Source organism: Paenibacillus illinoisensis NBRC 15959, assembly GCF_004000925.1.
Lineage (GTDB): Bacteria > Bacillota > Bacilli > Paenibacillales > Paenibacillaceae > Paenibacillus > Paenibacillus illinoisensis.
In genome coordinates this window covers 275,849-291,623 of the sequence record NZ_BIME01000004.1, presented here as the reverse complement: position 1 = coordinate 291,623, position 15,775 = coordinate 275,849, and the positions used below count along the sequence as shown (strand labels likewise).

The 15,775-nt window shown below is 46.9% G+C and carries 21 protein-coding genes and 1 tRNA gene; 5 read left to right on the top strand and 17 right to left on the bottom strand.

What is annotated here, in order from left to right:
• Nucleotides 1–43 precede the first annotated feature (43 nt).
• The gene (gene aroA, locus PIL01S_RS12740) at nucleotides 44–1,339 is read right to left on the bottom strand and encodes a 3-phosphoshikimate 1-carboxyvinyltransferase (protein ID WP_127537840.1); all 1,296 of its coding nucleotides are present in this window, start codon (nucleotides 1,337–1,339) and stop codon (nucleotides 44–46) included.
• A 147-nt stretch (nucleotides 1,340–1,486) separates the two neighbouring features.
• Between aroA and PIL01S_RS12735 the strand changes: the two genes are divergently transcribed.
• The gene (locus PIL01S_RS12735) at nucleotides 1,487–1,792 is read left to right on the top strand and encodes a rhodanese-like domain-containing protein (protein ID WP_095290189.1); all 306 of its coding nucleotides are present in this window, start codon (nucleotides 1,487–1,489) and stop codon (nucleotides 1,790–1,792) included.
• A gap of 223 nt (nucleotides 1,793–2,015) precedes the next feature.
• Here the strand turns inward: PIL01S_RS12735 and PIL01S_RS12730 are convergent, their stop codons facing one another.
• From PIL01S_RS12730 to PIL01S_RS12715, 4 genes are all read right to left on the bottom strand, one after another.
• Complete coding sequence (locus PIL01S_RS12730; protein WP_246058220.1) at nucleotides 2,016–2,525, bottom strand: shikimate kinase; 510 nt, start codon at nucleotides 2,523–2,525, stop codon at nucleotides 2,016–2,018.
• 244 nt (nucleotides 2,526–2,769) lie between these two features.
• Nucleotides 2,770–4,179 carry an NADP-dependent phosphogluconate dehydrogenase gene (gene gndA, locus PIL01S_RS12725; protein WP_127537839.1) on the bottom strand — a complete coding sequence of 470 codons (1,410 nt, stop codon included), beginning with the start codon at nucleotides 4,177–4,179 and terminating at the stop codon, nucleotides 2,770–2,772.
• Nucleotides 4,180–4,351: 172 nt separating this feature from the next.
• On the bottom strand, nucleotides 4,352–4,951 hold the full coding sequence (locus PIL01S_RS12720) for a hypothetical protein (protein WP_127537838.1): 600 nt from the start codon (nucleotides 4,949–4,951) through the stop codon (nucleotides 4,352–4,354).
• A gap of 396 nt (nucleotides 4,952–5,347) precedes the next feature.
• On the bottom strand, nucleotides 5,348–6,643 hold the full coding sequence (locus PIL01S_RS12715) for an MFS transporter (protein ID WP_127537837.1): 1,296 nt from the start codon (nucleotides 6,641–6,643) through the stop codon (nucleotides 5,348–5,350).
• Between the two features lie 177 nt (nucleotides 6,644–6,820).
• On the opposite strand from PIL01S_RS12715, the gene PIL01S_RS12710 reads away from it, so the two are divergent.
• On the top strand, nucleotides 6,821–8,296 hold the full coding sequence (locus PIL01S_RS12710) for an aminotransferase class I/II-fold pyridoxal phosphate-dependent enzyme (protein ID WP_095290184.1): 1,476 nt from the start codon (nucleotides 6,821–6,823) through the stop codon (nucleotides 8,294–8,296).
• A 148-nt stretch (nucleotides 8,297–8,444) separates the two neighbouring features.
• Here the strand turns inward: PIL01S_RS12710 and PIL01S_RS12705 are convergent, their stop codons facing one another.
• From PIL01S_RS12705 to PIL01S_RS12665, 9 genes are all read right to left on the bottom strand, one after another.
• The gene (locus PIL01S_RS12705; RefSeq protein ID WP_095290091.1) at nucleotides 8,445–8,762 is read right to left on the bottom strand and encodes a DUF1292 domain-containing protein; all 318 of its coding nucleotides are present in this window, start codon (nucleotides 8,760–8,762) and stop codon (nucleotides 8,445–8,447) included.
• A 98-nt stretch (nucleotides 8,763–8,860) separates the two neighbouring features.
• The gene (locus PIL01S_RS12700) at nucleotides 8,861–9,415 is read right to left on the bottom strand and encodes a copper amine oxidase (protein WP_095359403.1); all 555 of its coding nucleotides are present in this window, start codon (nucleotides 9,413–9,415) and stop codon (nucleotides 8,861–8,863) included.
• A gap of 228 nt (nucleotides 9,416–9,643) precedes the next feature.
• A complete protein-coding gene (locus tag PIL01S_RS12695; RefSeq protein ID WP_095359404.1) occupies nucleotides 9,644–9,844 on the bottom strand; it encodes a hypothetical protein in 201 nt (66 codons plus the stop codon).
• Between the two features lie 100 nt (nucleotides 9,845–9,944).
• Nucleotides 9,945–10,685 (bottom strand): SDR family oxidoreductase, encoded by a 741-nt coding sequence (locus PIL01S_RS12690; RefSeq protein ID WP_127537836.1) that lies wholly within the window; start codon nucleotides 10,683–10,685, stop codon nucleotides 9,945–9,947.
• 4 nt (nucleotides 10,686–10,689) lie between these two features.
• On the bottom strand, nucleotides 10,690–11,304 hold the full coding sequence (locus PIL01S_RS12685) for a TetR/AcrR family transcriptional regulator (protein ID WP_127537985.1): 615 nt from the start codon (nucleotides 11,302–11,304) through the stop codon (nucleotides 10,690–10,692).
• Between the two features lie 179 nt (nucleotides 11,305–11,483).
• Entirely contained in the window at nucleotides 11,484–11,663 is a 180-nt protein-coding gene (locus tag PIL01S_RS12680; RefSeq protein ID WP_127537835.1) for a hypothetical protein, read from the bottom strand.
• A 102-nt stretch (nucleotides 11,664–11,765) separates the two neighbouring features.
• On the bottom strand, nucleotides 11,766–12,341 hold the full coding sequence (locus tag PIL01S_RS12675; RefSeq protein ID WP_127537834.1) for a YdhK family protein: 576 nt from the start codon (nucleotides 12,339–12,341) through the stop codon (nucleotides 11,766–11,768).
• Between the two features lie 188 nt (nucleotides 12,342–12,529).
• Nucleotides 12,530–12,949 (bottom strand): organic hydroperoxide resistance protein, encoded by a 420-nt coding sequence (locus PIL01S_RS12670; protein ID WP_095290080.1) that lies wholly within the window; start codon nucleotides 12,947–12,949, stop codon nucleotides 12,530–12,532.
• 250 nt (nucleotides 12,950–13,199) lie between these two features.
• Nucleotides 13,200–13,272: transfer RNA gene (locus PIL01S_RS12665), tRNA-Val, on the bottom strand.
• Between the two features lie 140 nt (nucleotides 13,273–13,412).
• On the opposite strand from PIL01S_RS12665, the gene PIL01S_RS12660 reads away from it, so the two are divergent.
• From PIL01S_RS12660 to PIL01S_RS12650, 3 genes are all read left to right on the top strand, one after another.
• Nucleotides 13,413–13,658, top strand: coding sequence for a hypothetical protein (locus tag PIL01S_RS12660; RefSeq protein ID WP_127537833.1), 246 nt, complete (start codon nucleotides 13,413–13,415; stop codon nucleotides 13,656–13,658).
• 233 nt (nucleotides 13,659–13,891) lie between these two features.
• Entirely contained in the window at nucleotides 13,892–14,335 is a 444-nt protein-coding gene (locus PIL01S_RS12655) for a GNAT family N-acetyltransferase (protein ID WP_127537832.1), read from the top strand.
• Between the two features lie 126 nt (nucleotides 14,336–14,461).
• Complete coding sequence (locus PIL01S_RS12650; RefSeq protein WP_095359408.1) at nucleotides 14,462–14,698, top strand: DUF3892 domain-containing protein; 237 nt, start codon at nucleotides 14,462–14,464, stop codon at nucleotides 14,696–14,698.
• Nucleotides 14,699–14,780: 82 nt separating this feature from the next.
• On the opposite strand, the gene PIL01S_RS12645 is transcribed toward PIL01S_RS12650, so the two are convergent.
• From PIL01S_RS12645 to PIL01S_RS12635, 3 genes are all read right to left on the bottom strand, one after another.
• Complete coding sequence (locus tag PIL01S_RS12645; protein ID WP_174818689.1) at nucleotides 14,781–15,062, bottom strand: hypothetical protein; 282 nt, start codon at nucleotides 15,060–15,062, stop codon at nucleotides 14,781–14,783.
• Nucleotides 15,056–15,268: a hypothetical protein gene (locus tag PIL01S_RS12640; RefSeq protein ID WP_127537831.1), complete on the bottom strand. Its 213-nt coding sequence runs from the start codon at nucleotides 15,266–15,268 to the stop codon at nucleotides 15,056–15,058. Before PIL01S_RS12640 ends, PIL01S_RS12645 begins: the two co-directional genes overlap by 7 nt.
• 145 nt (nucleotides 15,269–15,413) lie before the next feature.
• Nucleotides 15,414–15,734: a DUF3889 domain-containing protein gene (locus PIL01S_RS12635; RefSeq protein ID WP_127537830.1), complete on the bottom strand. Its 321-nt coding sequence runs from the start codon at nucleotides 15,732–15,734 to the stop codon at nucleotides 15,414–15,416.
• Nucleotides 15,735–15,775: the final 41 nt, after the last annotated feature.

The following is a 15,775-nucleotide window of genomic DNA, read 5'->3' as shown; positions in this document are numbered from 1 at the left end:
AATCAAAAGCGGACTTTTTGAACAACCTCTTAAACGTGTTATTTTACTCTTTTACCCATTGAACTGAGGCGCCAAGCGCCTGCAAATGATCAAAATATTGAGGATAGGACTTGGCTACGTGGTGTGCATCCCGAATACGAAGCGGCTCCTTGGAACGAAGGCCAACCACGGTCAATGCCATGATAACGCGATGATCGAAGTGAGCATTGATCTCTACGCCGCCTTCGACACCCTCCGGACGTCCGTGAACGATAATCTCGGCCTGACGCTCTTCCACGTTTGCCCCTGCCTTGCGCAGCTCGTTCAGGTAATCCGTAATTCGGTCACATTCCTTGTAGCGCAGGTTCTCTACATTATAAAACCGTGATGTCCCTTCCGCAAATACAGCCGCGGCTACCATCGCCAAAACAGCGTCCGTCGCTGCATCTCCGTCAAATTCTACGGCTTTCAATGTTCCGTTACCTTGTACATGTACCACATCATTCTCATGCGTGAGCGGCACTTCCATCATGCGCAGAACGTCAACAATTGCACGCTCTCCCTGTTTGCTCTGTTCCATCAGGCGCAGAATCTTCACATCCGATTGAGTAACCGCTGCTGCAGCCAGAACTGCAGCCGAACCAGGATAATCTCCTTGAACGGTATACGTCTGCGGTTGATAAGCCTGACCACCAGGTACGCGGAAAGACATGTAATCATCGCTCGCATGAATAACGATTCCTGCCTGTTCAAGCACTTCAAGTGTTTGACCGATTACCACTTTGGACTTGAGGTCGTTTAAAACTTCAATAGTGCTGTCTTCTGCAAGAAGCGGAGTAACAAAAAGCAATGCGCTCAGATACTGGGAACTTACTGATCCGGACACACGGATATGCCCGCCCTTGGCATTACCACCTTTGATCGTGATCGGCAGTCGTCCTTGTTCATGCTGCACTTCAACACCAAGCTGGCCAAGAGCATCAATCAGGTCGTCATGCGGACGTTTACCGAGTGAGTCCGGATAGGTATTCACAAAGGTAACTTCAGGACAGAGCGCGGTTACGCCCATCAGGAAGCGAAGCACTGCACCTGCGTTGCCTACATTTAACTCGCGCACATCACGAGGATGACTGCCGAAGCCTTGAATGACGATCTTGCTGTCATCTTCTTCTAGTACGGCTCCAAGATCACGGATACATCTGCGCATCGCATCACTGTCTTCGCTGTGGGCCGGATAATGAATTGTACTTGTACCTTCTGCCAATGCTGCTGCGAGCAGATAGCGGGTAGTGTAGTTTTTGGAGGAAAGGGCTCCAATTTCCCCATTCAGTGTAGGGGTTGGTTTAACAATTACGTCCATGGATGAAATTCTCCTTCATTGATCAGATTAATCTGCTTTATATATTTGTTACAAATAAAACGAAGTCGATTCGCCAAATTGACATCCCCCACATAGCTTGGGTATCATTATAGGCGTTAAGTCCATACAGAAAAGAGGACCTGAATGATGACTCAAATAGCTGAAATAGAAACATCCGAGCTGCGTCGCCGCCTGCAGGCAGGAGAGAAGCTTCAGATGATAGACGTTCGTGAGGACGAGGAAGTCGCGCAAGGCATGATTGAAGGAGCCAAGCATATCCCGCTGGGACAAATTCCGGACAGATTGTCCGAAATCGAAAAGTCCGGCGAGATCATTCTGATCTGCCGCAGTGGTTACCGCAGCGAGCGTGCCGCCGAGTACTTGCAGCAGCTTGGTTATGCAGGCTGCACCAACATGGTTGGCGGCATGCTGCAATGGCAGCAGGAAGACTAAGTGATCTGGAGCAGGAACCCAACACAGCGTTATCAGGAATTGCAACAAGCCAATTCACCCTGTAGCTTTTGGATTCCGCTCCGCTACAGTCAGTTTTAAACGGGCCATCTGGCCCGTTTTGTTATATTCCCACCAAATCATTGCCCCTTATCATCTGCTTCACAGTTGTAACTCCCCCAATACTTGAGGTCATAATAGACATCAAAATGCATCGAACACAAGCTTAGACGCGGTAATGCGCTAAAATAAGACGAGACACTTCAGCTGCGGATAACTCGGTTGTATCCACTGTGTAATGTGCAAATTTATATGCGTCCTTCCGTTCCTTCATAATGGTATGAATGCGCTCCTCTGCATTGCCTGCCAGAAGAGGACGTTTATCATCGCCGCTTACGCGCTGTACAATTGCTGCGGGATCCGCAGTCAGCGCAACAATCCAACCGTTCTTCGACATTACATCACAATTGTCAGAACGCAGTACCACACCGCCTCCGGTTGCGATCACCTGCGACTTCTTTTCCAGGACCGAACATAACATGCGGCTCTCGGCATCACGGAAATACGACTCACCTTTGCTTGTGAACAATTCCGGAATCGTACAGCCTTCCTCTTTCTCCACCGCGGTGTCCACATCGATCAGCTTGTAACCCAGCTCACGAGCGAGCAGGTCAGCTACCGTTGATTTGCCGGTTCCCATCATGCCTATGAGAATAATATTGTTAGACTTGCTCAAGGGTGTACACTCCTTTATCTCAAGCATTTCATGAGCGCTTTTGTCCTATCATAACACAGCCCTGCTAACGGGGGAAGGCCACAATAGGTCTGTTGGAAAACAGACGTATCATGAAAAATGACCCGGAAGCATCCGGCATACCGGAACTCCAGGCCATTCTTCAAGAAAGGGTGTCCCAAACGAACAGGGAGAGCACCCCAACCTCATATTAAAGCTGTTGAAGCTTCGAATGAACAAATATATATTATTCCATCCAGTTGTGATGGAAGCTTCCCTCTTTATCCACACGTTTGAACGTGTGAGCGCCGAAGTAGTCACGTTGCGCTTGCAGCAGGTTTGCAGGCAAACGCTCTGTACGATAGCTGTCGTAGTAGGAAAGCGCGCTGGAGAAGCCAGGTACCGGAATACCTTGCTGTACAGCAGCTGCTACAACTTCACGCCACGCATCCTGGTAGGATTCAACGATGTTTTGGAAGTATGGATCCAGAAGCAGGTTTTTGAGTGCTGCATCTTTGTCATATGCTTCTTTGATATTTTGCAGGAACTGCGAACGAATAATGCAGCCGCCGCGGAAGATCATGGCGATGTTACCGTACTTCAGATCCCAGCCATACTCGTCGGAAGCCGCACGCATTTGGGCAAAGCCTTGTGCGTAGGACACGATTTTACTTGCGAACAATGCTTTGCGTACACTTTCAATGAACGCTTTTTTATCGCCGGAGAACGCTTCAGCTTTCGGTCCGTTCAGGATTTTGCTCGCAGCAACACGCTCGTCCTTCATCGCGGACAGGAAACGGGAGAATACGGATTCCGTAATCATGGACAAGGGTACGCCCAGATCCAGTGCGCTTTGGCTTGTCCATTTGCCTGTTCCTTTTTGTCCGGCCGCATCCAGAATAACGTCAACCATGGGTTTGCCGGTTTCCGGATCGTATTTGGAGAAGATATCTGCCGTAATCTCGATCAGATAGCTGTCCAGTTCGCCTTGATTCCACTCTGTGAAGATTTCGTGCAGCTCCTCAACGGAAACATTCAGAACGGATTTGAGCAGGTGGTATGCTTCACCAATCAGCTGCATATCTCCGTATTCAATACCGTTGTGTACCATTTTAACGTAGTGTCCGGCACCATCCGGTCCGATATATGTACAACAAGGATCGTCACCAACCTTGGCGGAGATGGCTGTCAGAATCGGTTCTACCAGCTTGTACGCACTTTCCTGTCCGCCCGGCATAATGGAAGGACCTTTCAATGCGCCTTCTTCACCGCCGGATACACCGGTACCAATGAAGCGAATGCCTTTTTCCTCCAGCTCTTTGCTGCGGCGCTGGGTATCAGGGAAGTAGGCGTTCCCTCCATCAATAATGATGTCGCCCTCATCCAGGTGAGGCAGTAATTGTTCAATGGTTGCATCCGTCGCTTTACCGGCTTGTACCATGATCAAAATTTTGCGCGGGGATTCCAGGGATGCCACGAACTCTTCAATGGAGAACGTGCCTGTGAGGTTTTTGCCTTCAGCTTCTTTCAGAAGATCATTGGTTTTCTCCGGGGAACGGTTAAATACCGACACCGTGAAGCCTCTGCTTTCAATGTTAAGGGCCAAATTTTTGCCCATTACTGCAAGTCCAATGACACCGATCTGTTGTTTTGCCATCTGGGTCCTCCATCCTTTGCTCCAATTAATTTTATTGAAATTGACTCTCAACAATATCCCCATTTTAACGGTTTTACGCATGGAAGTGAACCCCGCACCCCTGCTGCGCAACGAGAAAACACCCCAAATATCTGAGGTGTTCATCGTATTTTCATAAATACGGTCTTCGGGCTCAACCTTCGAGCATCAGCATGTGCCCGGACAGACGCTTTAATGTCTCTCGGCAGATGTCTGCTTTCTCTGTATTGTCCATCTGAATGGCAGCGTACAGACGCTCCAGTTCATCATCAATTTCCATCCGCAGGAGCATGAGACGCTCCTCCCCTTCTCGCGATAGAAACATCTCTTCCATCTCCTCCGCCGTCGGCGCGGGTTCCTTTTGAAAAATGACACGCTGTTTGAATCCGGAAACTTCCACGAGACGTATAACCTCACCAAACAAAATGTTCTCCACCGTCATCTGCTGATCCTTGAAACGTTTAACGACAGCATGCCCGCGTGTATCCCCTATCAGCTTCTCAAGCCATTCTGCCAGCTTGGCGTCCTTAATGATGTAGTCGCCTGTCATCTTGTAGTTCCCGCTGCGTGTCTGTTGAAAACGGAGCTTCACCAGCTTGCGCCCGGTGCGGACAGACAGAATAAAAAAGGATTCATCCTCGCTCCAATATAGTGAATACCCTTCACGAATAAGGTCTTTGATCAAATTTTGGATATGCCGACGGTTGAACCGCAGCTCCAGATTGCAATATTCAACTTCATAACTCTTATTCACGGCACTCCCCTCCATTTGTACCGGATGTGTTACCGGTCCTCTTCTTCCAGTGCTTTTTTCATTGCTTCTTCCGTATCGGCTTACCCTATTTTATACTTCATTTTATGTAAGGGTACTTGGTTATTTGACTATTTTTCATCGAATCCTACAGTGGAATCGATGTTTCCGCAAATGCACAGGGGCAAGCCCCCGAATTTCATGATATACTGGACGCGAAATGGAGGAATACAGATGAATTTCTCGGGTTTTAACGCCAACGATTTTTATGTATTTCAAGTTACCGGGTTCGAGCCGAACATTTATAAACAGTAACCATGTTCTGAATGTTGTGGCTTGCATATAGCAAAAGGAGTTCCAACACCGGATTCAACCCGGTATAGGAACTCCTTTTTATGTTCATTTGGCAGGTGCTGTTCGATACGGTCTTCGCGATAACACAAAATGCACAACCGCAAGCCCCGCCATAACAACAGCACTTCCGATAAATGGAGCCGGGTGGCTGATGTGGTCCCATAACAACCCCGAAACGATGGGACCCACAACCATGCCGGATCCCTGAAGGGTGAGGAAAAATCCCCAAATGGCTCCTCGCTCCCCCTTAGGTATAAGAGTAGCCACGAAGGTGTTCCAGGCAGGTAAAATCATGGCATAACTAACCCCTACCATCATAACGATGCCGAAAACAATCGGAATGGATGTAATGGACGCAAAGGCAAACAGACTTGCAGAGGCGAGTAAAAAGCCCATATGCAGAAATATAGATGTCCCGAATCGATCTACCATTTTACCCACTGGAAGCAGGGCAATCACTGTTATTCCGCCGCCTGCGATTAACAGCAGACTATACAGGTTTGGTGAAATATGAAGGTCAGTTCGGGTGTACAACGTAATAACCGGACTGAGGAGGCCTATAACAAAGGACTGCATAAACAGGGCAGGGTATACCAGCGGATTGACATTAAGCGTGCTGCGCACCCGCTGCAGGGTCCCCTGTACACTGTTTTTGAGCCTGATTAAAGGTGTAAGCAGATGAGGCTTCGGCGGGTATTTGACCGCTTTTCCGGTCGTTCCCCCTACTGTATGCTGTTGTTCTTCCACCACCACCCGTCCTGGTAGAATCATGGCGACCAAAATAACAAGGACAGCACAGCCAAGAAGGACAAGAAATACGGTACGATAATCGTGGTCGGTACGCTCAAGCAGCCAGTTCATACCGATCGGTCCAAGTCCCGTTCCACCCAGAGCGGCCATTTCCAGCGCCCCCATGGCTGTTCCGTTTTTGTTTTGAGGTCCTGACAGGGCGGTCACCCCCGTCATGGCACAGGGCCAGAGTGGTGATGTCCCCACACCAAGAATTAGACAGGCCAGAGCCAGTCCAAATGCACTTTTGAAAAATAAGATCATGAGTACCGCAATCAATGTACAGATCAGGGCCGTCACCATCGTTGCACGAAAACCGATGCGTTCTGCTGCCCAGCCCGATGGTGCCCTGAACAGATTGTCACCCAGGTATTGAAGGGCAAAGGCTACACCAATCACCCCTGCGGACAATCCCAAAATATTATCCATATACACTGGCAGGACGGCCACCAGCAGTGCTCCTTTAATCACTTCAACCAAGAAAAGCGTTAACCACATCGCGATGAAAAATGGTGATCGCAAAATTTTGACTGGTTTGATGTCTGTCTGCATTTCTTATTCCCCTTTCGGTGTTCACCGGCCCATCACCTATCCATACTGTAACCGTCAGGGATACGCCCAAATCTTAGCAATTTGAAAATTTGTCAAGCCTACCGCTTGCATTCGGTTCCTAATTTGCTATACTCATCTTTGTTTGACATTTTATCATGAAAGGTTGTGACAGCACTGATGGATCACCGCCGTACGCCGCTGTTTACCGCTTTAAAGAACCACGCGGCACTCAATCCGGTGCAATTTCATATCCCGGGACATAAAAAAGGATTGGGAACGGATACCGAATTTCGTGAATTTATCGGCGATAATGCCCTCTCCATAGATTTGATCAACATCGCTCCGCTGGATGATCTTCATCAGCCAACCGGTGTAATTGAGGAAGCGCAGATTCTGGCAGCCGATGCATTCGGAGCCGATCATACCTATTTTAGTGTGCAAGGCACAAGCAGTGCAATCATGACTATGATTCTGTCGGTATGCGAACCGGGTGACAAAATTATTGTGCCCCGCAACGTTCATAAATCGGTCATGTCTGCCATTATTTTCTCAGGAGCGAAGCCTGTATTCGTATCTCCCGCACAGGATGCCAACCTCGGTATCGATCACGGCGTGACTACAGGTGCTGTACGACGTGCGCTTGAGCGTCATCCGGACGCCAAGGCATTGCTGGTCATTAATCCAACGTACTTCGGTGTATGTACAGACCTAAAAGAGATTGTTGAACTCGCACATAGCTACCAAGTGCCTGTACTTGTGGATGAAGCACATGGCGTACTCATTCATTTCCATGAGGAACTGCCGTTGTCTGCAATGGCTGCCGGAGCGGATATGGCTGCAACAAGTGTGCACAAACTTGGCGGTTCCATGACACAGAGTTCCGTGCTGAATCTGAACACCAAAAACGGATTCGTGAATCCGCAGCGTGTACAGACCATTCTCAGTATGCTGACTTCTACGTCCACTTCGTATATCTTGCTTGCTTCACTTGATACGTCAAGACGCAATCTGGCGCTGCACGGTCACGAAATGGCGCAAAAGGCCATTGATCTGGCCCAATTCGCAAGACGTACCATTAACGATATTGACGGTTTGTACTGCTTCGGCAAAGAGCTGCTCGGTACGGAGGCAACCTTTAACTATGACCCAACCAAAGTAACCATTCATGTCCGTCATCTTGGCATCACAGGCTATGAGACCGAGAACTGGCTGCGTGAACATTACAATATTGAGGTCGAGCTCAGTGATATGTATAATATTCTGTGCCTGATCACTCCTGGCGATACGGATGAATCGGTGGACATCTTGCTGAACGCACTTCAAGATTTGTCCCGTACGTATTATCAGGTTAACCCTGCACATGAACTTGTGGTTAAGGTTCCTGACGTTCCACAATTGATGCTCACGCCGCGTGATGCATTCTACGGGGATACGGAGGTCATTCCTTTTAAAGAATCTGCAGGACGTATTATCTCTGAATTCATCTACGTATACCCGCCTGGAATTCCGATTCTGCTGCCGGGTGAGGTTATTACGCAAGAAAATATTGATTACATTATCGACCATGTAGAGGTTGGATTGCCTGTAAAAGGCCCCGAAGACCGCAGTGTCACCAATGTCAAAGTCATTGTGGAAGCAGATGCGATTTTCTAAGGGATTACTCTAATGATCCTACCCCATGGGTAATGATATCGAAGGACCAAGCTCCGGCTTGGCCCTTTTTTGTTGCTTTTTAGAGCGTGAAAACAAACAAAAGACCCCTTGAGATCAAGGAGCCTGTTGTTCTATTGCGTAAGAAAAATTACTCTTGTCCTGCGACGAGCTCGTTGTATGCCGCTTCAACGCGGTTCCACTCGGCTTCGTCTTCAATATTGTAGAGCACCATTTCCTCGTCTTCTTCTTCCATACGCAGAATGATGCCGTCAGCTTCAGGATTGTTACGTTCCAGCAGGAGCGCATAAACATGGTTTTCCACGTCAAACGTCTCCACCAAAACCATCTCCACGTCATTTCCGTTCTCGTCTGTCAGAGTCAGAAGAACTTCTTCATGCTCGTGGTCGTGGTCATGGTCGTGACCGCAGCCGCAGGCATCGCCGTGTTCATGTGTGTGATCGCTCATTGATATACCTCGCTTTGTAAATAGAAATTGTGTAACCTTGCATATCGTAACATGTTCGCAAGGCTAGGTCAATTTACTCAGCAACGTTATTTTTCGCCTCATTCGTTCAGTGCGGTAATGATTTTCTCTGCCACCAGAACGTAGTTGCTGTTTGCATTTTCTTTAATATGAAAACCAACCTGGTATTTGCCAGCACGACTGAAATCATACGTAAAATCGTAAGTCCGGAACCAGAAATTATCTTTCTGGGTTTTGAGCTCCTGGGATTGAATATCCTTCACCTGGCCACTCGGATTGGTAATTGTCACCTTCACTGCGGCTACATCCGTTGTTAAGCTGTCCACTTGGGAAAACACATTGAATTTCAATTTGCCAACGTTCACGTTGCCAAATACGGTGTCTCCCTTGAACAGAAAAATATGTACATTCGGCTTAATCACCGTTACTCGCTTGTTGCTGTTATCCCATTTGGCGATCCCGCCTGCTTCTCTCACAGGTACATAGGTCGTTCCATCGATCAGGTAACCTCCGTCAGCTGCTTCCTTGCCATTGATGAGCACCCGAACCTTTTCGTTTACGGAATCCGCAAACAATAAAGACCCGCCGAGCAAGGAGAATACCGTGACACACAGCAATATTCTTTTCCATTTCATTCCGTCAATATTCCCTCCCCTGCTGCAAGCTGTTGTACATTTATACTGCAGGTTCAACAACAAAGTTGCGCTGTTTTTCATCATTTTTCATTTTTTATCCAGAAAATTTCCCATCCCTTGGAACAATCAAAAAGAGGCCCTTCTCCTTCGAGAACGCCTCTGTAGTATGGTTATTGTAAATACGAGCTTATACGAATTATTTCTGGGAAACTTCAGCCTGAAAAGATACTAGGAAGTCGTGTGCCGAGTCAGGATGCAAGGAACGCCTTTCCCTACGGCTCCTGCCGTCCGCATGCGTGCAGCGTATTCCATGCCTCGTGTACAGGGTGTCTTGCATCGCTCGCACACATCTGAAGTGACCAATTTCATGGACACACGGAGTTTGTCACTCTTCAACGCTGGTGCTTTTTTACCTTTGGCCTTTGCCATCCCGGATTCCCCATTTCCGCAAGTGCTTACTAATGTAGTGCATCATATGGGGATTCGCCCGGTTTGGTGTCAATGCCGAACGACTATTCTTGCGAAATCGTTAGATAAAGCCACCGTTTACACGCAGTGTCTGTCCGGTGACCCACTGCGATTCAGGGCTGACAAGAAAAGAGATGACACTTGCAATGTCCTCCGGTTCGCCCAAGCGACCAAATGCATTCATCTTGCGCAGCCCTTCCAGCTGCTGTTCTGTCTTGCCAGCGGCAAACAGTTCCGTATTCACCGGACCAGGTGCCACTGCATTAATCGTAATCTGTTTGGAGCCGAATTCCTTCGCGAGCTGACGGGTAAATTGCTCCACTGCACCCTTGGTGCCTGCGTACACGCTATATCCGGGAAACATCTGGCCAATTACGGAGGTGGAAAAGTTCACGATTCGTCCAGCGCTCTCCATGATTTTCAGGGCTTGCTGACAGGCAAAAAACGTTCCCTTCACATTAATTGCAAATTGCTGGTTAAACTCCTCCTCGGTAACGTCCGCCAAAGGTGTTGTTTTCATCACTCCTGCGTTGTTGATCAGAATATCCACTTTGCCCAGCTGCTTCACCGTTTCGGCAAATAAGTGCTCCACATGATTCTTTTGTGCCAGATCTGCGTGGATCGTGATCGCCCGGACACCCTTTTGCCGAGCTAGTTCTGCCACTTCTTCTGCCTTGTCTGGACTGCTCGCATAGTTGATGACGACATCTGCGCCAAGATCAGCGAGCTGCAGTGCTATAGCCCGTCCAATTCCGCGTGATGAACCAGTGACGATGGCAACTTTACCTGATAAATTTGTCATGAGATTACTTCCTCCCTGAATTCAGATGAAATACACCTTGCTCAATCAGCAACCAAACCTGCTCGAATTCCTCATCAAAGGTCTCACGATGCCATTCATACGCATGTGCCGGATGATGAAAGCGCGCTGTTGCGTGTAAAATTCCTGCAGCAACCTTGTTCGGTTTCGGGAAACGAAGCTGCTGGTCCTGCTGTATAATCTCGGCGAGATGCTGTGTTAACTGCTCCACATGTCTGTAAATGAGTTCTGCCGATCCCTGTGTAACCTTGGCATACATATCAAATAACTCTGTGTCTGATTCTGCATAGTGCCGTTTAAGGTGATTTAAGGTTTTGATATATTTTTTGAGATGTTGTATTCCTTCTCCAGCTTCAGTCTGTACGCTTACGACCTTCGCGAGTGGAGCGATAATCTCATCTTCCAACCACTGTGCCGTTACACCTTCAAGCAACTCCTTCTTGCTGGCATAATGCCTATAAATGGTTCCATGGCTGACTCCAAGCAATTTGGCTACATCTGTAACGGAGGTTTTGGCAGCACCAAAACGCCGGATGGTTTCCTGCGTGGCTGTAATGATCTGCTCTTTGGTTAGAAATTCAGAAATTTTGTCTTTGGTCATATCCTTAAGATGGTTAAGAATAACCACCCATTTGTCACCTCCGTCGTAAAGTTAGATTATCACAGTTTATGACAAATGACAAATATTGATTTTTGTCATTTGTCATTTCTAATGATATGTACTTTTTCTAACAGCAAAAAGAGCCCAGCAATGGACTCTTCATCTGATCCTCTATTTATTCAGAAAACATACTTGAACAGTAAGAATAGGACAACCAGAATTCCTCCAAGAATCAGCCAGTTGCTGATTTCCCACCAAATGCCTTTACCTCCACCCGATATAAGCTGTTTTTCACGCTCCTGATGACGCTGGCTGTGTGTTTCTGTCTCTGAGGCATGCGGTGGTTTGCTAAAATCCATCATATACATTCCCCTTTCCAGCAGCTATGTTCCGCCTTTAAGTTCCATTATAACCCAGAATTGAGTTAAAGAATTAATTAATCTCATAGTAGATTCTGTTATCTATTCAGCGGATAACTCATTCTCTGTAACCCATTTATGATTTTTCACCAGATCTCCTCCAGTTGTCGGAATGTAATCCACCATATACACTGTCGTCTGTTCAGCGGAATCAACGGTGGCTTTCGCCCCTTTCATACCGGGCATGTGATCGGCATCCAATACAACCTCTGCTCCAACTTTAGAGGGCTCGTCGTTGGGCTCCTTCATTTCCTCCTGGATCACCCACTTGTGATTCTTCACCGGCTCTCCTCCCGTTGTCGGTGTATACGTAACAGCATAAACGGTCGTTTCATATGCTCCAACAATCGTGGCGGTTGCCCCTTTCATACCGGACATATGGTCGGCACTCATGATAACCTGGCTGCCAACCGGATATGTAGGATCCACCTTTTCCATAAGCCCTTGCGGCAGCTCTCCTGAATCCGAATGGTGCATTTCTCCTGTAGTGGCTGTATGACTGTTATTGCTGTCTCCGCTGCCATTGCTGCTATTCTGTTCCGTATTTTTACCGCAACCACTTACTATCAGACTTCCGGTGATCAGTAGAGATACCATCATCATTACGTACTTTTTCATCTCAACTCTCCTTTGAAATACGAATTTAGATACTTATAATATACCCCACGTGGGTATATTTCAACCTTCAACCTTCAAGGTTTACTCTCCGGCCCCCATAATAAAAAACACCTTCAACTCTGTCCTTTCCCCTTTTTGCAACGGTAATGGGACAGACATTTGAAGGTGTTCTTAGTTCGTATTGATTGTTACGCCATCTCCAGAGTTACATTTACATTGCCTCTGATTCCTTTGGAGTATGGGCAATAGTCATGGGCAAGTTTGACAAATTTCTGTGCGGTCTCTTCATCCAAACCCTCGATTTTCACTTCCAGCTCCACTTCCAACTTTACTCCGTTGTCCGAAGGATCTGTAACAAGCATCACCGTTGCAGATACGGTGCTTCGCTCAATTTCCACATTGTGTTTCTTCAATTGAAATTCCAAAGCAGAGTTAAAGCATGCACTGTATCCAGCTGCAAACAGCTGCTCCGGATTCGTAGCCGTAGTCACTTTACCACCAAGCTCCGGCGGTGCAGCTACATCCAGCATAAATACGTTATCTGGTGATTGTACGATCCCTTGACGTCCACCTGTATTGATTACTGTCGTTTCATATAGAGTTTTCATTGTAATTTCTCCTCTTCGTCATTGATTTTATTTGATAAAATAATCTCATTTACTAATTGTTTGCAATTTGATTGTACACAATTTAATTTTGTTTGTAAATAATTATTTTGTTATAAAAAAAAAGCCACCAATTTGGCGACTTCAACACTTCGTTTTCTTATTTTATTGTCTCTGAGTCTCATTCAAGTTTTTTTGTGAATTTTCGAAACAAATAAGAAAAAAGCCCTTGCTACGCAAGGGCTTTTCGTTATGATCTGTAGTGGGCTCGAACCACTGACCCCTACCCTGTCAAGATAGTGCTCTCCCAGCTGAGCTAACAGATCATGATAACCTATTCTGTTCGAATGAAGTAACAGTATCATACCAAGTAAACGCGTACAATGTCAATGGTTTATTGGTTATATTTTGTGGAGATTGGAGCACACTAAGGAATGATTACCATTTCATTAAAGAGGTGACTCCTATGCCACACGCAAACTCCCATGAATCCTGGACCCATTGCAAAAAATTGGGCTTCATTCTCCCCCTCACCATACTTATTCTCGTGATCTCCGGATGCAGTCTGGAACGGGATGAACATACCGTGCGATTTCAACAACTACAGCAACCGAATGTAACGGATGACTTGCCTGTTTGGCTCGATGTCTACTCGAAATCTGTCCATGAAGAGGTCTATTCGCCTCAGGGAAACAGTGAACTTTTGCCCTGACACTCTTGTTATCACTCATCCTCATCCCACTTTCTGGAGTAGGCTTTCTTGGTTACGTAATATAATAAAGCGATCATTCCGGCAGACATCAAGAGTGTAATGGTCATAATTCCTGCCAAGCCCATCCTCTTCGCCCCTCTCCCAATATGTTCCAGACTCAACTATACAGGAAAAGCGATTTTTTGTATAATGCAGTCTGATATGTCGCTCAAGAGCAGAAAGAAGGAATGGAATTGGCAGCCGAAATTAGTTATGTAACGACAGATGAACAGCTCCAGCAAGCATTGGGCATCCGCCATGACGTTTTTGTCATCGAGCAGCAGGTGCCTGCCGAGATTGAAATCGATCAATTTGATGTCATCAGTCCTGATGTACATCATGTTTTATTAAGTACGGACGAAAAGGCTGTAGCTACAGGACGACTTATCTATTACAGCAAGGATACAGCCAAAATGCAGCGAATTGCTGTGCTTCAATCCCACCGTTCATTCGGTTATGGACGTGTACTCCTGCTAGCCATGGAAGAGCGGGCACGGGAGCTTGGCTTGACTTACTCTGTACTGGATGCGCAATGTCAAGCCCAGAAATTTTATGAGAAGCTCGGATATGAAGTGATCTCGGAAGAGCCTTTTTATGATGCCGACATTCTGCACGTACGCATGAGAAAGAGTCTGTAAACCCTATCCTTCAGTGAATCTTACGTGTTTACAAGTGTTCTACGATGCCATGCATACTTTTCTTCGATTCGGACAGGCTAAAGGGGAACTCAAATTCTCATTTCCTCAGATAAGGAGTGTGACATGATGAATCAGACGACACGTGAGAGCTTCACAGCAGTACAAAAAAATGGTGACGGTGATCTGACTGGCTTTCAAACCTCATCTGGACGCATACTTGATTATCAACAAGCGCTGGCAGAAGTACAGGCAGGAGCCATAGCGGGTGTGAATGTGTTTAAAGGCAAGGACGGGGAAATGTACATTCGCGGCGATGCAGACGGCGACCCGACCAACAATCTAGATCAACTCCCCACTTTCTGAATATATGAACGATGTGCAATAACGAAGCAAGCGCCAGTCCGCATCTCGGATTGGCGTTTTTTCATTTCGCAATAAAGTTTCCCTAGTATTCCAAAAAATATTTAACGGCATCTCCAGCAGGCTGACTCTTGCGAATCGGCTGCGGATCCTGTTCCCATGCCTGCAAGATTTGTATTCCTTCCAGCGTGGACTTATTGGCCCAGTTAATATGCTGTCTGCGCTCCAGTTCAAGCAATGATTCGCGAATAAGATCCCGGCTTCGCCCCGTCTTGTTCTCGAGCTCATCCATTCGAGGCATACGTCGTCGCTGCCCGGCATAATTAACGATAATTCGTAAAATCTTCCGTTCAAAATCGTTTAACATATGCCCGCCTTCCCGTCCTTATGAAGGATAGGACGCCATGCCAGAATACCTTGCTCCAGGAATGTCCGGGGTGATCCATCTGCTCCTGCGGATGCTCGGATTCTCCCACCTCGCACACTGTTAATACGAATCTGACGCTGCGTAATATGTCCTGCTCGATCCATGTACACGAGTTCCACCATCTGGCCAATATATTTCCCCAGCATAATCATCCCTCCAATAAGAACGTTTGTTTGTATTCCTTATTATATGCGAACATAGGTTCTTTATTCAATGACTAAAAAAAGGATTTTATACAGCAAAAAACCAGGCTTGTCCCATCAATCAGAGATGCCTGGCTTTTTTTATTTTTTAGTGTCGATCCGATTCACTGAACTGCACCTTTTTTAACTGCTGCGTAGACGGATTAAAATCAACATTGACATACACAGCAAACTCTTTGCCATCCTTGCCCCGCACCCATAACTTAAACTGCTCCCGGGATTGGTTGGCTGTCAGCGATGTACGTCCAATATGCTTGTAATCCAGTATGTCCACATTATATTTGGTCTGCGTTTCTTTTACCGCGATGATTCCCCACTTCGCATAATCCGGAATGGGAGCCGCTGAACTGGTGGCTAGTCCCGACAAACTCAGCATAATCGTCAACAGTGTAACGATAAGTAATCTCATATCAATCACTCCTTGGGGCTTGTTTCCGTTAGCCTGCCCAT

What these genes read in the sequence shown, in the direction of transcription:
- aroA (WP_127537840.1), bottom strand. Translation starts at nt 1,339, where the DNA reads ATGGACGTAATTGTTAAACCAACCCCTACACTGAATGGGGAAATTGGA.
- PIL01S_RS12735 (WP_095290189.1), top strand. Translation starts at nt 1,487, where the DNA reads ATGACTCAAATAGCTGAAATAGAAACATCCGAGCTGCGTCGCCGCCTG.
- gndA (WP_127537839.1), bottom strand. Translation starts at nt 4,179, where the DNA reads ATGGCAAAACAACAGATCGGTGTCATTGGACTTGCAGTAATGGGCAAA.
- PIL01S_RS12715 (WP_127537837.1), bottom strand. Translation starts at nt 6,643, where the DNA reads ATGCAGACAGACATCAAACCAGTCAAAATTTTGCGATCACCATTTTTC.
- PIL01S_RS12710 (WP_095290184.1), top strand. Translation starts at nt 6,821, where the DNA reads ATGGATCACCGCCGTACGCCGCTGTTTACCGCTTTAAAGAACCACGCG.
- PIL01S_RS12705 (WP_095290091.1), bottom strand. Translation starts at nt 8,762, where the DNA reads ATGAGCGATCACACACATGAACACGGCGATGCCTGCGGCTGCGGTCAC.
- PIL01S_RS12700 (WP_095359403.1), bottom strand. Translation starts at nt 9,415, where the DNA reads ATGAAATGGAAAAGAATATTGCTGTGTGTCACGGTATTCTCCTTGCTC.
- PIL01S_RS12695 (WP_095359404.1), bottom strand. Translation starts at nt 9,844, where the DNA reads ATGGCAAAGGCCAAAGGTAAAAAAGCACCAGCGTTGAAGAGTGACAAA.
- PIL01S_RS12690 (WP_127537836.1), bottom strand. Translation starts at nt 10,685, where the DNA reads ATGACAAATTTATCAGGTAAAGTTGCCATCGTCACTGGTTCATCACGC.
- PIL01S_RS12685 (WP_127537985.1), bottom strand. Translation starts at nt 11,304, where the DNA reads ATGACCAAAGACAAAATTTCTGAATTTCTAACCAAAGAGCAGATCATT.
- PIL01S_RS12680 (WP_127537835.1), bottom strand. Translation starts at nt 11,663, where the DNA reads ATGGATTTTAGCAAACCACCGCATGCCTCAGAGACAGAAACACACAGC.
- PIL01S_RS12675 (WP_127537834.1), bottom strand. Translation starts at nt 12,341, where the DNA reads ATGAAAAAGTACGTAATGATGATGGTATCTCTACTGATCACCGGAAGT.
- PIL01S_RS12670 (WP_095290080.1), bottom strand. Translation starts at nt 12,949, where the DNA reads ATGAAAACTCTATATGAAACGACAGTAATCAATACAGGTGGACGTCAA.
- PIL01S_RS12660 (WP_127537833.1), top strand. Translation starts at nt 13,413, where the DNA reads ATGCCACACGCAAACTCCCATGAATCCTGGACCCATTGCAAAAAATTG.
- PIL01S_RS12650 (WP_095359408.1), top strand. Translation starts at nt 14,462, where the DNA reads ATGAATCAGACGACACGTGAGAGCTTCACAGCAGTACAAAAAAATGGT.
- PIL01S_RS12645 (WP_174818689.1), bottom strand. Translation starts at nt 15,062, where the DNA reads ATGTTAAACGATTTTGAACGGAAGATTTTACGAATTATCGTTAATTAT.
- PIL01S_RS12640 (WP_127537831.1), bottom strand. Translation starts at nt 15,268, where the DNA reads ATGCTGGGGAAATATATTGGCCAGATGGTGGAACTCGTGTACATGGAT.
- PIL01S_RS12635 (WP_127537830.1), bottom strand. Translation starts at nt 15,734, where the DNA reads ATGAGATTACTTATCGTTACACTGTTGACGATTATGCTGAGTTTGTCG.